We start from the raw sequence: 15,214 nt of genomic DNA, 5'->3' as shown, positions 1-15,214 counted from the left end.
CGACGCGTCCTTTCGTAGAGAAACCAGATGATCGTGGTTCGCAAACTGCCGGCGCGCTATGCGCCGATCGTGATGCCATTCGTGCTGTCCACCCTCATGACGGCGGTGGTATCGGTCATTTCGACGCTGCGGAGCCTGGGGGCAACGCTGGCGTTCCTGGCGACCTGGCCGGGCGCCTGGGGACTGTCCTGGCTCGTCGCCTTCCCGACCCTGCTCGTGGTGCTGCCGCTGGTCCGCCGGATCGTGGCCTGGCTCGTCGATGCGCCACCCGCCCGGTAACCTCGCCTAGGACAGCGCCCCCAGCACGCCTCTCGTCGCCTTGTCGATCTCCTCGACATAGCGGCGGCGGGCGAAGCTCTCGGTGAGGAAACCGACCACCTTGCGGCTGTCGGTGGAATCGACCACCGCCAGCATCTCCGCCTCGGCTTCGTCGAACACCGCCATCGCCGACTTCACGTTCATTTCCGGGATCAGCACGATGTCGATGAGGCGGGCGAGCTCGATCACCTGGATGTCGTCGGCGATGGTGTCGAGGTCGCTGGAGAACAAATCGGGCAGCAGGACGAGGCCGATATATTCGTCAGCATTGTTGACGATGACGATTCCCGGCCGCGAGCCGAGCGCGAACTCGCGGCGCGCGGCGGCAATCGTCGTGGTCGAGGGCACCTTGCCGACGTCCGAGCGCATCAGGCGCTCGACCGTGAGATTGCGCAGCCAGCCGACGTCGTTGGCGCTGCGGATGGTCTCGCCGCGCAGATGCAGGCGCCAGGTCGAGAAGGAATGGCCGAACATGAAGCGAACGCAGATCGAGGTCACGATGCAGCCGGCCAGCACCACGGCGGTGACGTCGACGTTGCGTGTCATCTCGAGCACGAGGAACGACATCGTGAGCGGGCCGCCGACGATGGCGACGCCGAGCGTCGCCATGCCCGTCAGCATCGCCACCAGCGGATCGATCGCGAAGTTCGGGCTGATGAGCAGCAGCACCGCGGCAAAGAACTTTCCGATCAGGCTGCCGACGAACAGCGAGGCGAAGAACAGGCCGCCGCGGAAGCCCGAGGCGAGCGAGATCAGGCAGGCCGTCACCTTCAAGGCGATGATCAGCGCGATCAGGCCGATCGTCATGTCGTGGAAGAGATCTAGCACCATGGCGCCATGGCCGGCCGCGAGAACCTGCGGCGTGATGATGGCGAAGCCGCCGACTATGAGTCCGCCGATCACAGGACGGAGCCAGACCGGCATCCACGCGAACAGCCGCTCGAACATCGGCGAGGAGCGCATCACGGCGATGCCGACGCCGCTGGTGATGAGGGCGAGCCCGATCAGCGCCAGATATTGCTCGACGCCGACGGCGCCGACCTTCGGAATCTCCAGCGAGTATGGCGCGCCGCCCAGCCATTGCGCGGTCAAGGCGCCCGCGAGGGAGGCGGCGAGGATCGGCGCGGCGCTGCCTACGGCATAGACGCCGACGATCAGCTCGCAGGCATAGAAAGCGCCGGTGATCGGCGCGCCGAACGCCGCTGCGATCGCCGCAGCAGCGCCGCAGCCGACCATCAGGCGCAGATCGTTGCGGCGGAGATTGAAGAACTTGCCGAGCTGCGAGGCGATGCCGGAGCCGATCTGAGTGTAGCCGGCCTCCAGGCCGACCGAGGCGCCGCAGCCGTTCGAAATCAGGGTCTGGCTGGACACCACCACGCTGTCGCGCATCGACAGATTGCCGCCGCGCAGCGCGTTGGCCTCGATGGGGTCGACCGCGTTCGATATCTTCATGCGCCGCCGCGACCATTCCATGATTCCGAGCGACAGCCCGCCAAGCGCAGGCGCGATCAATGCCGCCCAGGGACTGACGCTCGCGTGGGCGGACAGGTGGACATCAACGGGAATGCCGTAGATCACGACATGCGCGATCTGCGCGATGTGGGCCATCAGCGTCACGACCGCGCCCGCGAGCGTGCCGATCACGAGCGCCAGCGGGATCAGGTAGAACTCGTTGCTGCGCAGCAGGGCGCGCAGCCGAACCATGGTGCGGTTCGTCTTCTTGCGATCCACGAGATGTTTGATCCGCACTAACACCGTCTGGCCCGCCCTACCCTTCCGACAGGCCGTAGCCGGCCATGCGCTGACGCACCCGCTCGATCTCGTCGCTCGGGAGCAGCGGCGGTTGTCCGATCTGCAGACAGCCGTGATATTGCCGCGCCAGCGTCTCGACCTCGACCGCCAGCCACATCGCCTTGTCCAGGGTCTTGCCGATCGCGATCATGCCGTGATGATCGAGCAGGCAGGCGAGCCGGCCCTCCAGCGCCCGCACCGCGTGCTCGGACAGCTCCGCCGTTCCGAACGTCGCGTAGGGCGCGCAGCGGATGCTGTCGCCGCCCGCCGCCGCGATCATGTAATGCACGGGCGGGATCTCCATGCCCATGATCGCCAGGATGGTGCAATAGGTCGGATGGGCGTGCACGACGGCGTTGACGTCGGGCCGCGACTTCAGGATGTCGCGATGAAAGCGCCATTCGCTCGACGGCTTCTGGTCGGGCGCGTGCGAGCCGTCCATGGCCATGAAGACGATCTGGTCCGGACGCATGGCCTCATAGGGCACGCTGGTCGGCGTGACCAGGAGGCCGTCCACATGCCGGACGCTGATATTGCCCGATGTGCCCTGGTTGATGCCGAGCGCGTTCATGCGCCGGCAGGCGTCGATAATGGCCTGTCTCTTGCCGAGCTCGTTCGCTGTCATCGACATGTCGATTTCCTGTCGAGGGCTTATTGGACCGAGTTACGTCAAAGCAACATGACAGTGCAAGCGAAAGCGTCCCGGATCCCGTGACACTCCGGCCGAACGGGATAGCGACAGGTTAACAGATTGTCGCAGCTACTGGGGCAGGCCGATCCGGGCCGACCCGTTGATGGCGAACTGCACGGAATAGGCGGCGAGCAGCATGCCGAGGACGCGCGAGAGCCATAACAAAAGTTAAGGCTGGTGCGGAGGCAATGAGATCGAACGGTGCAATCGCAAAGCAACCATTCCCGACGATTGCCGTTTCACTGTGCATCGATACACGAACAGAAGCAGCCGAAGCAATTGCACGAGCCCCGTTCCAGAATTGATCCGCACGATCCCGTTGCCTGCAGCCGTTGGGCACTTCGATTAGGGACAAACGTCAGAGAGCTCAAGGCGGCGATTCATCAATTCGGCAGCGCAGCGGATGCCGTGGCGTACGGCCTTCAGCAGTGGCGGCGTAGCGCCTCGCGCGGGCAGTGGCAGGGGCGCAGCGGCGCACCGCAGATCGGCATTCTCTCCGATTCCATGGTCGCGCGCGGCGAACAGCTCGCCGCCGTTTCGATGGTCTGCGTCAATGCGATCGGCCTCGTCGCCGGCGCCGTGCCGCGGATTCTGCCCGCGGCGCCGGAGGCTGACATCGATGCCTATCTGGACAGGCTCGACGGCCTCTTCGTCGGCGGCGGACAGACCAACGTCCATCCGTCCCGCTATGGACAAACGGTCGACGAGAAGCGTGACGGCCCGTTCGACGAATTCCGCGACGAGGTCGCGCTGCGCCTGATCCCGCGGGCGCTGGCGCGGGGCATCCCCGCTCTGTTCATCTGTCGCGGCTTCCAGGAGCTGAACGTCGCTTTCGGCGGCACGCTGGCGAAAGAGCCAGACGATTTGCCCGAGGAGCAACGCCATGGCACGCCCGACGCGGACAACGAGGATGCCCGCTATCGGCTGCGGCAGAAGGTGGCCTTGCGCAAGGGCGGCGTCCTGCAGCAGATCTGCGGCGCGGATTCGATTCTAGTGAATTCGCTGCACAGCTTCCTGATCGCCGATCTCGCACCGGGTCTCGTCGCGGAGGCCGTCGCTGACGACGGCTCGATCGAGGCCGTCAGCGTCGAGGGCGCCAGCGATTTTGCGCTCGGCACGCTTTTCCATCCCGATTATTGGGCGAGCTCCGACCACGCCTCGGCGCGCATTCTGGCGGCTTTTGGAGACGCGGTTCGCCGCCACGCCAAGGCACAAGGGGCGGCGTAGGCGATGCACCGCTACCGCTTCGGCATCGAGGAGGAATATTTTCTGGTCAACCGCCAGTCCGCGGCGCCGCGATCCGAGCTGCCCAAGCCCTACATGGCCGCGGCGCAGAAGCGCCTCGGCGAGCGGCTGACCACCGAGATCCTGCAATCGCAGATCGAGGTGGCGACCCCGCCGCTGACGTCTTCGGCCGATGCGTTGGCCGAGCTCACGCATTATCGCGCGGTGCTCACCGAGGTCGGCAAGGACCACGGCGTCGGCATCATCGCGGCCGGCACACACCCGCTGGCGCAGCCGCAGCAGCAGCGCATGACGCGCAAGCGTCGCTACAGCAAGGTCATCAGCGATCTCGGGATGGTCGGCCTCGGCAACCCGATCAGCGGACTGCACGTCCATGTCGAGGTCCCCGAGCCCGATTTGCGCGTCGAGATCATGCACCGCCTGGTGCCGTTCCTGCCGCTGCTGCTGGCGCTCTCGACCTCCTCACCGTTCTGGTGCGGCTACCCGACAGGATTGCTGGGCTACCGCAATGCCGCCAACGATGCCCTGCCCCGGACCGGCTTTCCCGAGATGTTTCGGAACCTTTCCGAATACGAGACCTACGTGAAGACCTTGGTCGATGCCGGCATCGTCCCCAACGCCACCTATGTCTGGTGGGCGTTGCGGCCCTCGCTGCAGCATCCGACGCTCGAGCTGCGCATCACCGATTGCTGCACGGCGATCGCGGATTCGGTGGCGATCGCGGCGCTGTTCCGCGCGCTGGTCCGCCACGCCGTCCACCATCCCGAGCTGAACGCCACCTATTCGGCCGTGCACCGCGCGCTGGTGGAGGAGAATCGCTGGCGCGCCCAGCGCTACGGAACCGACGGCACCTATATCGACCTGGTCTCGTTCGAGCCGGTCTCGTTCAGAAGCTGGCTCGATTCGGTGATCGCCATGGTGGCACCCCACGTCGACCATCTCGGCATCGAAGACGACATCCAGCATCTGAAGTCGATCCCCAAGCGCGGCACGTCGGCCCACCTTCAGCTCGAATATTTTCGCGGCTTGCGCAAGTTCGGCCACTCGCCGCGGGAAGCAATCAGCGACGTGACGAAATGGCTGCGGACTTCCACCGAAGCCGGAGACTTCACCGCCCGGGGCGGCGAGCCGAAAGCGCAAGCGGTGCGGCAACCGCTGACCGACCCGGTCTGACGTCTCCGGCTGCGGTCGCATGGAACGAGGTTTCGACCGCCGACTTAGCTCAGCGTGATAGCAATGGACAATCGTGGAGACCAATCATGAGCGACAGCGGCATTAGCATGCTCCTGGGCCACGCCTCGGCCCAGATGCTCTGGCTCTGGTTCATCGGAGCGTTCGTGCTCGGCGGGGCGCTCGTTTACGGCGTGATGAAGGCGGGCAACTTGCGCCGCAGCGAGCGGGCGCAGCTCGATCGCAACACCGAGGCACGGCAGCGCCAGGAAGATCCCTACAAGCGCCCGACCTAGCTCTCGCGGGTGGCAGTTTGGAACTTTCGTTCATGGAGCGGCTTTGATCGCCCGAGGATTGAGGAGGGCGAGGCCTTCCCGTGTTACCTCATGAGGAGGACGTATGGCTAAACGAGCGAAGAAACGCACGACAAAGAAGACCGCGGCGCGCCGGCCGCGTCAGGCGCCGAAGATGCTCAGCGACCTGTTTCTGGAGACGCTGAAGGACATCTATTTCGCCGAGAACAAGATCATCAAGACCCTGCCCAAGATGGCCAAGGCCGCGAATTCCAAGGAGCTTACGGCCGCCTTCAACAAGCATTTGCGCGAGACCCAAGGGCAGGTCAAACGGCTCGACCAGATCTTCAAGATGCTGGGCAAGCCGGCGCGCGGCAAGCCCTGCGAGGCCATCAACGGCATTGCCGACGAGGGCGCCGAGATCATGAAGGAGTTCAAGGGCGCGCCGGCGCTCGATGCCGGACTGCTCGCGTCAGCGCAGTCGGTCGAGCATTACGAGATCTCCCGCTACGGCACGCTGCGCACCTGGGCCGAGGAGCTCGGCATGCAGGACGCCGCAAGGCTGCTCCAGGAGACGCTGGACGAGGAAGAGGCAACCGATCGCACGCTGACCGAGCTCGCCACCTCCGTGATCAACCTCGAAGCGGAACAAGAGTACCGCGCCGCAGCCTGACCCCCTGCCAATGAACGGAACGTCGCGGCCACGCCGCGGCGTCCGCTTGCCTTGATCGCACGGCGGCGCATAACACGTCAGCGCCACTGCACTGGATTTCCGCACTGGATTTCCTTGGAACCGGCCCCATATGCAGGCTTTCCCACCCCAGAGCCTGCATCATGCAACCCAAAAATCCCCTCGACTGGATGCTGTCCGAAGCCCTGGACTCGCTGACCCGCGCCGATCGGCTGCGCCAGCAGTTCGGCCGCCAGGAAGCCTGCTGGGAGCCGCCGATCGACGTGCTCGAGACCGAGCGCGAGCTCCTGATCCTGGTCGCGCTTCCCGGCGTCAATCCGGACAATGTCGAGACCGTCATCCATGACGGCGTGCTCGTCATCTCGGGTCAGCGCACCCTCCCGCCGGAGCTTCGCAACGCCCGCATCCATCGGCTCGAGCTGCCGCAAGGGCGTTTTGAGCGCCGCATTGCATTGCCCCTCGGCCGTTACGCCATCAGCCGCTTCGTGATGGACGGCTGCGTCGCACTGCGCCTCGCGAAATCCTGAGGTCGATCATGGCCACCGAACAGATGAACAACGAACAAAGCAATAACGACGTGAAGATCCCCGACGACGCGCTGATCATCGTCCCCGTGCGCGAGATGGTGCTGTTTCCCGGCGCGATCGCGCCGATCACGATCGGCCGGGCGAAGTCCATTGCCGCCGCGCAGCAGGCGCTGCGCGAGCAGCGGCCGATTGGCATCGTCCTGCAGCGCAGCCCCGAGACCAATGACCCCGGGCCGGACGACCTCTACAGGGTCGCAACCATCGCCAACATCGTGCGCTACATCACCGCGCCCGACGGCACCCATCACATCGTCTGCCAGGGCGTGCAGCGCGCGCGCATCCTCGACTTCCTGCCGGGGACGCCGTTCCCGGCCGCGCGCTTCCAGCAGATCCCCGAGCCGACCACGACCTCGCCCGAGATCGAGGCCCGCGCGCTGAACCTGCAGCGCCAGGCCATCGAGGCGATCGAGCTGCTGCCGCAGGCGCCGCCCGAGCTCGCCGCGATGTTCCAGGGCACCAGCGCGCCCGGCGCGCTGGCGGATCTGGCAACCTCGTTCATGGACATCAAGCCGCAGGACAAGCAGGAGGTGCTGGAGACCATCGACCTCGCTCTTCGCGTGGAGAAGGTGTCGAAGCACCTGGCCGAGCGGCTGGAGGTGCTGCGCATCAGCAACGAAATCGGCCAGCAGACCAAGGCCTCCTTCGACGAGCGGCAGCGCGAGGCGATCCTGCGCGAGCAGATGGCGACGATCCAGCGCCAGCTGGGCGAGGGCGACGGCAAGCAGGCCGAGGTCACCGAGCTGACGGCTGCGATCGCCAAGGCCAACATGCCGCCGGAGGCGGAAGCGCATGCCAAGAAGGAGCTGCGCCGCTACGAGCGCATGCCGGAGGCCGCCGGCGAGGCCGGCATGGTCCGCACCTATCTGGACTGGCTGATCGAGCTGCCCTGGGCGCTGCCCGCGGAGAAGCCGATCGACATCAAGGAGGCGCGAGCCATCCTGGATGCCGACCATTTCGGCCTGGAGAAGATCAAGAGCCGGATCATCGAATATCTGGCGGTGCGCAAGCTCGCCCCGCAGGGCAAGGCGCCGATCCTGTGCTTCGTCGGCCCGCCCGGCGTCGGCAAGACCTCGCTCGGCCAATCCATCGCGCGCGCGATGGATCGCCCCTTCGTGCGCGTCAGCTTGGGCGGCGTGCATGACGAGGCCGAGATTCGCGGTCACCGCCGCACCTATATCGGCGCGTTGCCCGGCAACATCATCCAGGGCATCAAGAAGGCGGGCGCGAGGAACTGCGTCATGATGCTGGACGAGATCGACAAGATGGGCCGTGGCGTGCAGGGCGATCCTTCCGCCGCGATGCTGGAGGTGCTCGACCCCGAGCAGAACGGAACGTTCCGGGACAATTACCTCGGCGTGCCCTTCGATCTGTCGCGCGTCGTGTTCATCGCGACCGCCAACATGCTCGACCAGATCCCGGGTCCGCTGCTGGACCGCATGGAGCTGATCAGCCTCGCCGGCTACACCGAGGACGAGAAGCTGGAGATCGCGCGGCGCTATTTGGTGCGGCGGCAGTTGGAGGCCAACGGCCTCTCGGCCGAGCAGGCCGAGATCGAGCCGGAAGCCTTGAAGCTGATCGTCAAGGGCTACACCCGCGAGGCTGGCGTGCGTAACCTCGAGCGCGAGATCGGCAAGGTGCTCCGGCATGCCGCGGTGCAGGTCGCCGAAGGCACGGCCGCGAAGGTCACGGTGACGGCAAAGGACATCGCCACCGTGCTCGGCCAGCCGCGCTTCGAGGGCGAGATCGCACTGCGCACCAGCGTTCCGGGCGTTGCCACCGGCCTTGCCTGGACGCCGGTCGGCGGTGACATCCTGTTCATCGAAGCCACGCGCGTGCCCGGCAAGGGCGGGCTGATCCTGACCGGCCAGCTCGGCGACGTCATGCGCGAGAGCGTGCAGGCTGCGCTGACGCTGGTGAAGAGCCGGGCCTCTCAGCTCGGCATCGATCCGCAAGCGTTCGAGAAGAGCGACATCCACGTTCACGTCCCCGCGGGCGCAACCCCGAAGGACGGGCCGAGCGCGGGCGTTGCGATGTTCACGGCGCTGACCTCCCTGCTCACCAACCGCACGGTGAGGAGTGACACCGCGATGACCGGCGAGATCTCGCTGCGCGGCCTGGTGCTGCCGGTCGGCGGCATCAAGGAGAAGGTGGTGGCTGCGGCTGCTGCCGGCCTGAAGCGGGTGATGCTGCCGGCGCGCAACAAGCGGGACTATGACGACATCCCGAAGAGCGCGCGGGACACCCTCGAGTTCATCTGGCTGGAGCGCGTCGACGAAGCCATCGCCGCGGCGCTCGAGCCGGCTGAAGCCAAGGAAGCGGCGGAGTAAAGGCGATGAAGAAACTGCTGGAAATAGCGAAGCGGTCGCGGAAGACGCAGCGGCTGCGCCAATTGCTCGATCGCGCGATCGACCGGATTCGCGATGGGCTCGCAGGACCCGAGCCGCGGCTTCAGCCTGCTACGGTCCGAGTGAAGCGCCGCAAGGGTTGAGCCCTCCGTCTCGAACCCTCGCGGCAGCCCCAGACAAAAGGCCCCCTCCTTCGAGGGGGCCTTTGCGTTGTTAGCCCACGGCGTCCTTGGCGGCCTTGACCGGGCGGGCGCGGACGATCTTCCGGGCCGGCTTGGCCTTGAACATCATCTCTTCACCCGTGAACGGGTTGGTGCCCTTGCGCGCCTTGGTCGCGGGCTTCTTGATGACCACGAACTTGGCGAAGCCCGGCACCAGGAACAGGCCGTTCTTCTTGAGCTCCTTGTGGCCGACGTCGGTCAGCGTCTCCATGACGTTCTTGACGTCACGCTTGGAAAGCTCGGTGGCGGTCGCAATCTTTTCGATCAATTGCGATTTGGACATCTGGGTCGGCATCGTGTCTCCTCTGATTCGTTGCCGGTTGCATATTAGACCAACCGTTGAAGGCCTATAGCCTTCTGCACAGTTTTGTCGCGAAATTACGGGCTTTTCTGGCCTGCTGTGACAAAAAACCCTGCTTTTTAGCTACTTCCAGAGCGGAGGAAGCCTCGGGCAGCGGTTTTTGCCTTGTTTCAAAGGCCCGCACGCAACCTTGCTAGAACTGATTCGCCGCTTTCGACAAGCGACGACCGGCCTCTTTATGAGAGGCCGGTCGTGTTTCACCCTGAAAAATAAGGGTCGGATCGCTGGTCGCCGGTCTTCTTCCCCGTAAAAATGGGGAGAAAGTCAGTGGGCGATTGGCTAGACGCGCTCGATGATGATGGCCGGCGCCATGCCGCCGGCGGCGCACATGGTGACAAGACCGCGCTTGAGGTCGCGCCGTTCGAGCTCGTCGAGCACGGTGCCGATCAAGATCGAGCCGGTGGCGCCGATGGGGTGGCCGAGCGCGATCGAGCCGCCGTTGACGTTGACCTTGGCCCGATCGAGCTTGAGGTCGCGGATATATTTTTCCGCCACCACGGCGAAGGCCTCGTTGATCTCGAACAGGTCGATATCGTCGATGGTGAGCCCCGCCTTGGCCAGCGCCTTGCGCGTTGCCGGCACCGGTGCGTTCAGCATGAGGGTCGGCGAGTCCCCCATGTTGGCCATCGCGACCACGCGGGCCCGGGCTTTAAGGCCATGCGCCTTGGCATAAGCGGGCGAGGCCAAAAGGATCGCAGCAGCGCCGTCGACGACGCCGGAGGAGTTGCCGGCGTGATGCACGAAGTCGATTTCGAGATCAGGGTACTTTTGCAGGATCAGGCCGCGATAGGTCGTGCCCTTGTCGTCGAGCGCGTAGTCCGCGACGGCGGGGAATGCCGGCTTCAGGCTGCTGAGGCCTTCCATCGTGGTCTGCGGCCGTGGGTATTCTTCATGATCCAGCGCCAGACTGCCGTCCTCGCGGTGGACCGGCACGAGGCTGTTCTTGAAGTGGCCGTTCGCGATCGCATGCGCGGCGCGCTTCTGGCTCTCCAGCCCGAGCGCGTCGACGTCGCTTCGGGTGATGCCTTCCAGCGTCGCGATCGCATCGGCGCAGACGCCCTGATGCGACTGCGGATGCCGTGCCCGCAGACGCAGATTGCCGCCTTCCATCATCATCGGACCGCCGCCGCGGCGTCCCTCCATCGACATCATCTCGCAGCCGCCGGCGATGACGAGGTCTTCCGCACCCGCCATGATCGAGCTTGCCGCCATGTTGACGCTGGTGATGCCGCTGCCGCAAAAGCGGTCGAGCGTCACCGCGCTGGCGCGCACGTCGTAGCCAGCATCGAGCGCCGACATGCGGCCGAGATCGCCGCTTTGCGTTGCCACCTGCGCGCTGCAGCCCCAGACGATGTCGTCGACATCGGCGGTATCGATGCCGGTGCGGTCGGCGAGTGCGCGCAGCACGGTCGCCCCGAGCTGCTGCGGATGAATGCCCGACAGGGCTCCCTTGCCGGCCTTGCCGATGCCCCGCGGCGTGCGGCAGGCATCAATGATCAGCGCGTCAGGCATTGGCGTCGTCCTCTTGTTTATGGGTGTTGAGAACGGTTTTGAATAAGGGGGAGAAGAGAGTCAATGTGCGGCGCTCGCCCTTCGCCTCTCCCCGCGTGCGGGGAGGGGCCGGATTTTACGCGCAGCGGAAAATCCGGGTGAGGGGGAGCCTCAGCAAGAACGGTGACAGGGTGACAGATGGACTCGCGGAGAGAGCCCCTCACCCCTGCCCTCTCCCCGTAAGAACGGGGAGAGGGAGAAGAGCTACGCCCCCGCCGCGTTCTTCGCGATCACGTTGCGGTAGAAGCTGGCGCTGAGTTTTGCCGTGCGGACCTGGGTGTCGAAATTGACGTGGTACAGCCCGAAACGCTTGTTAAGGCCGTACACCCACTCGAAATTGTCCATCAGGCTCCAGAGGAAATAGCCGCGCACCGGCACGCCTTCGTCGGTGGCGCGCTGGAGCTGGGCGAGATAGTTGCGCAGATACATGATGCGATCGGTGTCGTAGATCTTGCCGTCGGGCGACACCACATCGTCGCCGGAGGTGCCGTTCTCGCTGATATAGATCGCATCCGTCTTCCAGATCTTCGCCGCCAGCTTCGGCACCCAGTAGATCGTCTCGGGCCCGACGCGCAGCCAGTCCGAATTCATGTGCGGGAACGATTTCGGGATCGGCAGCGGCTTGAAGCCCGCGCCCTGGTCGGAGGCCACCACGTAGTTCTGCGGCGCATAGATGTTGAGACCGAGAAAATCGACCGGCGAAGAGATGATCTTGAGCTCCGCATCGGTGTATTTCGGCGCGTTGGACCCGGCGTATTTCAGGAAGGCGTCGGTATAGCGGCCCGTCATGATGACGTTGAGGTAGCCGGCATTCATCTCGCGCAGCGCGGTCTCCGCGGCCCGCACGTTTTCCGGCGTGTCGAAGGCAGGCGCGCAGGCATCGATGTTCTCCGCCGGCCCCACCCTGGTGCCGCGGCGGCCATGGGCTCGCACCGCCTGCACCGCGAGCCCGTGCGCCAGCGCACTGTTGTGCCTGATCTGATTGACATCGGCTTGCGGCAGCTTCAAGCCCGGCGCGTCGATGCCGACGCCGTAACCGAAATAGACGAAGCGCCCGCTCTCGTTCAACGTGAACACGTTCCTGACGCGGTCGGTGAGGTGCGCGGCGATATAGGCCGCGTAGTCGCCGAAGATCTTGCAGGTCTCGGTCGAACGCCAACCGCCGAACCGGTCCTGGAGCGATTGGGGCAGGTCCCAATGATAGAGGGTCAGCCACGGCTCGATGCCGTTCTTCAGCAGCTCGTCGACGAGACGGTTGTAGAAGTCGAGCCCCTTCGGATTGGGCTTGCCGTCGCCGTCCGGGAACAGCCGCGGCCAGGCCACCGAGAAGCGATAGGCCTTGCAGCCGAGCTCCTTGATGAGGGCGATGTCCTCCTTGTAGCGGTGATAGTGCTCGTTGGCGCGGTCGCCGTTGGTGCCGTCCTCGATCTTGCCGGGGATGCGGACGAACTTGTCCCAGATCGAGGCCCCTCGCCCGTCCTCCTCGACCGCACCCTCGACCTGATAGGACGAGGTCGCCGTGCCCCAGAGAAAGCCCGCCGGAAAACCGGCTGCATTGCGCGGCGGCCGCGCCGGCTTGGCTTCGGCGACAAGCGGACTCGCAATCCCGGCTGCGGACAATCCCGCCAGCTTGGCAAACCGGCGGCGCGAGACCCCCTCCGTCATTGATGCTGCTCCACTTCTTTTCGTTTCGGGCCGGCACAATGAACAGTTCCGGGCGATTTGAGAAGCGGGTGCAGGAGGTCCCAGATCCGCCACCGCAGGCGCGGCAGCACAATGCCGTTCCCTTGCCGAGATGAACGCCTATTGAGTTCAAACCGGATTCTAGCTTCGGCCTGCTCCGATTGAACCGACCACAATCTGCATCAGCCACGCGATGCCCGCGTCTTTCATAGCCGCTTTGGTCGCGATGGCCCGGATCGTATCCGGTTTGCGCGCGAAAGGCAGCTCGACCAACACGAGGCCGAAACGGCTGGCGTGCTGCTCCACCAGTCGGCGCGGCAATGCGGCGATCAAATCAGACCCGGAAAGCTGGGCAAGCGCCATCATGAAATTCGGAACAGTCAAAGCGATGCGGCGTTCGAGGCCGCGCTTTGCCAACATCTCATCAACGAAACCGCGCGGTTCCCCACTGAGAGAGACCAGCAGGTGCTGTGATCGCGCGAACGCAGCATGGGTTGGCGCTTTTGCGAAGGGATGTCGCTTGCGCATGGCCAGCACGAACTCCTCCTCGTAAAGCCTGCGCGCCTCGAAACGCGGTGATACCGCCGGCAGCGGCAGCATTGCGATATCGAGCTCGCGTCGTTCGAGCATGTCTAGGCTTTGCTGCCAAGGTTCTCCGATTGCACCACCGCGCGGCGCAGGCATCAGGTGGATCAGCCCGATATCAATGTGGGGCGCCGCAGTCGCGATCGATTGCAACAGCGGACCGATCGCTGAGACCAGTACGGCATCGGGAGCGCCAATCGTAAATCGACGGCCACTTTGCTCCGGGTCGAACGGTGTGGCCGAGCCGATCAGCTGTTCGACGCGCGCGATGATCTCGGCCACCGGCTCGCCGAGCTCCAGGGCGCGCGCCGTCGGAACGACGCCCTTCGGCGTCCGCAGAAACAGCGGATCGTTCAGCAGAAGACGGAGGCGGCCAAGCGCATGGCTGACAGCCGACGGCGTCAGGCTCAGCCGAGCGGCTGCACGCGCGACATGGCGCTCTTCCAGGACCACGCGGAAGAGCACGAGGAGATTGAGGTCGATCCTGGATAAATCAATTTGGTTCAGCATGTTGCTGAAATCATATCGCTGGATTCATTGGGATCAAGGCTTCATGCATGGGCCTCGTCGTTCGATCAGGAGCTGAGAAATGACCAACAAACCGTCCGGGCTGAACAGGCGGCCATGCGAGCAGGAAAAGATATCGCGGCGCTCGATGATGGCCGCTACCGCAGCAATTCCCCTGTCCGGTCAGCTTTCGGCCGATGCGGCCGCTGGAAGCGACGCGATAGCAGGCCTCGTCGAACGCGCCCGCGAGAAGAATGCCGCCTTCATGCGTGGCGATGTGGACCGCTGGTCCCAGCTTGTCCGCATCGCGCCCGATTTCACGCTGATGCAGCCCTTTGGCGGGCCTACGAGTCGGGGATTCGACGCTAGTCCCCAGCGTCTGGCTGCCCTCTCCCGATACTTCAGGGAAGGCCAAACCGAACTTGAGGTTTTGCAAACCTATGCATCCGACGCGCTCGTCGCTCTCGTCATGGTCGAGCGCCAGCGCGCCGAGGTGGGCGGGTTGCCGGCTCAAGACTGGTCGCTGCGCGTGACCGAAGTCTACCGCAAGGACGGCACGGATTGGCAACTCGTGCACCGTCATGCGGATCCGCTGGTCCGAAGCATCACCTTGCAACAGGCGGCGACACTCGCCCGGGGATGGCCGGAGGAAAAATGACGAAGCGCTGCAGATGAGCTGGATTCGGAGCCGGCCGGCGGTCAGTCGAGACGACGTGCGATTTCGTCGCGATGATCAGCGCGAGCGCTTCGGCAATTTCGGCAGCTTGTCGGGATTGAATGCCGGCATCTGCCCTGGTGGTTCAGGTGGGGGCGGCTGTTGTTCCCTGAGGATGAGCGTTCCGTGGAGGATCATGCCCGGCGCCTGAGGTGCTGTCGCGGTGTAGGTCGCGATCTTGCCAGGGCAGCTTCCCTCGATCGTCAACGTCAGCTCTTGATCGTTGCCGAACACGGTGGCGCGTCCGTCGGTGTGACGCTTCGTCAATACGGTTGCGGTGAAGCGATCTCCATCGATCTGACAGGTGCCGTGATAGGTCATCAGGCTGTCACGGCCCCAGATCTGGCCGTCTGCGACATGGACGATCCCGGTACCCTGGTCGATGGACGTCTTGTACCAAGCGGCGTAGGTGCCGTCCTTCAGCATGGGAGCAGCCTCCCCTGGTATTCCCACGCCGACA

The 15,214-nt window shown here is 64.8% G+C and carries 16 protein-coding genes and 2 pseudogenes; 10 read left to right on the top strand and 8 right to left on the bottom strand.

Annotated features, from left to right (window positions below; all coding sequences use genetic code 11):
* The first annotated feature begins 27 nt into the window (after nucleotides 1–27).
* The gene (locus ACTEK7_RS29945; protein WP_225142667.1) at nucleotides 28–279 is read left to right on the top strand and encodes a DUF2798 domain-containing protein; all 252 of its coding nucleotides are present in this window, start codon (nucleotides 28–30) and stop codon (nucleotides 277–279) included.
* A 6-nt stretch (nucleotides 280–285) separates the two neighbouring features.
* Here ACTEK7_RS29945 and ACTEK7_RS29940 read toward each other — a convergent pair whose 3' ends face one another.
* The 3 genes and pseudogenes from ACTEK7_RS29940 to ACTEK7_RS29930 all read right to left on the bottom strand — a co-directional run.
* Entirely contained in the window at nucleotides 286–2,073 is a 1,788-nt protein-coding gene (locus tag ACTEK7_RS29940; RefSeq protein ID WP_225142665.1) for a chloride channel protein, read from the bottom strand.
* 13 nt (nucleotides 2,074–2,086) lie between these two features.
* Nucleotides 2,087–2,740 carry an L-fuculose-phosphate aldolase gene (locus tag ACTEK7_RS29935; RefSeq protein ID WP_225142663.1) on the bottom strand — a complete coding sequence of 218 codons (654 nt, stop codon included), beginning with the start codon at nucleotides 2,738–2,740 and terminating at the stop codon, nucleotides 2,087–2,089.
* A gap of 129 nt (nucleotides 2,741–2,869) precedes the next feature.
* Nucleotides 2,870–2,956 (bottom strand): annotated as a pseudogene (locus tag ACTEK7_RS29930) (MarC family protein); the annotation flags it as partial.
* 45 nt (nucleotides 2,957–3,001) lie between these two features.
* Between ACTEK7_RS29930 and ACTEK7_RS29925 the strand changes: the two are divergent.
* The 8 genes and pseudogenes from ACTEK7_RS29925 to ACTEK7_RS29890 form a co-directional block, all read left to right on the top strand.
* Nucleotides 3,002–3,202, top strand: a pseudogene (locus ACTEK7_RS29925) (DUF3606 domain-containing protein); the annotation flags it as partial.
* 6 nt (nucleotides 3,203–3,208) lie between these two features.
* Entirely contained in the window at nucleotides 3,209–4,027 is an 819-nt protein-coding gene (locus ACTEK7_RS29920; protein WP_244608944.1) for a gamma-glutamyl-gamma-aminobutyrate hydrolase family protein, read from the top strand.
* Nucleotides 4,028–4,030: 3 nt separating this feature from the next.
* A complete protein-coding gene (locus ACTEK7_RS29915; protein WP_225142659.1) occupies nucleotides 4,031–5,218 on the top strand; it encodes a carboxylate-amine ligase in 1,188 nt (395 codons plus the stop codon).
* Nucleotides 5,219–5,304: 86 nt separating this feature from the next.
* Nucleotides 5,305–5,511 (top strand): hypothetical protein, encoded by a 207-nt coding sequence (locus ACTEK7_RS29910; protein ID WP_036007833.1) that lies wholly within the window; start codon nucleotides 5,305–5,307, stop codon nucleotides 5,509–5,511.
* Nucleotides 5,512–5,614: 103 nt separating this feature from the next.
* Complete coding sequence (locus tag ACTEK7_RS29905; protein ID WP_036007836.1) at nucleotides 5,615–6,181, top strand: YciE/YciF ferroxidase family protein; 567 nt, start codon at nucleotides 5,615–5,617, stop codon at nucleotides 6,179–6,181.
* 161 nt (nucleotides 6,182–6,342) lie between these two features.
* Complete coding sequence (locus ACTEK7_RS29900) at nucleotides 6,343–6,726, top strand: Hsp20/alpha crystallin family protein (RefSeq protein WP_024342525.1); 384 nt, start codon at nucleotides 6,343–6,345, stop codon at nucleotides 6,724–6,726.
* 8 nt (nucleotides 6,727–6,734) lie between these two features.
* Entirely contained in the window at nucleotides 6,735–9,113 is a 2,379-nt protein-coding gene (gene lon / locus ACTEK7_RS29895) for an endopeptidase La (protein WP_225127643.1), read from the top strand.
* 5 nt (nucleotides 9,114–9,118) lie between these two features.
* Nucleotides 9,119–9,274, top strand: a complete 156-nt coding sequence (locus ACTEK7_RS29890) for a hypothetical protein (protein ID WP_225127644.1) — start codon at nucleotides 9,119–9,121, stop codon at nucleotides 9,272–9,274.
* 70 nt (nucleotides 9,275–9,344) lie between these two features.
* Here ACTEK7_RS29890 and ACTEK7_RS29885 read toward each other — a convergent pair whose 3' ends face one another.
* The 4 genes from ACTEK7_RS29885 to ACTEK7_RS29870 form a co-directional block, all read right to left on the bottom strand.
* Nucleotides 9,345–9,647 carry an HU family DNA-binding protein gene (locus tag ACTEK7_RS29885; RefSeq protein WP_018320691.1) on the bottom strand — a complete coding sequence of 101 codons (303 nt, stop codon included), beginning with the start codon at nucleotides 9,645–9,647 and terminating at the stop codon, nucleotides 9,345–9,347.
* Between the two features lie 345 nt (nucleotides 9,648–9,992).
* On the bottom strand, nucleotides 9,993–11,225 hold the full coding sequence (locus tag ACTEK7_RS29880) for an acetyl-CoA C-acetyltransferase (RefSeq protein WP_225148110.1): 1,233 nt from the start codon (nucleotides 11,223–11,225) through the stop codon (nucleotides 9,993–9,995).
* A 243-nt stretch (nucleotides 11,226–11,468) separates the two neighbouring features.
* Nucleotides 11,469–12,929: a GH1 family beta-glucosidase gene (locus ACTEK7_RS29875; RefSeq protein ID WP_225148109.1), complete on the bottom strand. Its 1,461-nt coding sequence runs from the start codon at nucleotides 12,927–12,929 to the stop codon at nucleotides 11,469–11,471.
* A 159-nt stretch (nucleotides 12,930–13,088) separates the two neighbouring features.
* Nucleotides 13,089–14,042, bottom strand: a complete 954-nt coding sequence (locus tag ACTEK7_RS29870) for a LysR family transcriptional regulator (RefSeq protein WP_225148108.1) — start codon at nucleotides 14,040–14,042, stop codon at nucleotides 13,089–13,091.
* Nucleotides 14,043–14,121: 79 nt separating this feature from the next.
* Between ACTEK7_RS29870 and ACTEK7_RS29865 the strand changes: the two genes are divergently transcribed.
* On the top strand, nucleotides 14,122–14,697 hold the full coding sequence (locus ACTEK7_RS29865) for a YybH family protein (protein WP_225148107.1): 576 nt from the start codon (nucleotides 14,122–14,124) through the stop codon (nucleotides 14,695–14,697).
* 75 nt (nucleotides 14,698–14,772) lie between these two features.
* Here ACTEK7_RS29865 and ACTEK7_RS29860 read toward each other — a convergent pair whose 3' ends face one another.
* Nucleotides 14,773–15,180: a hypothetical protein gene (locus ACTEK7_RS29860; protein ID WP_225148106.1), complete on the bottom strand. Its 408-nt coding sequence runs from the start codon at nucleotides 15,178–15,180 to the stop codon at nucleotides 14,773–14,775.
* Nucleotides 15,181–15,214: the final 34 nt, after the last annotated feature.

It is taken from the genome of Bradyrhizobium sp. JHI2711 (assembly GCF_056156565.1).
This window is presented reverse-complemented; position numbering and strand designations above follow the sequence as displayed.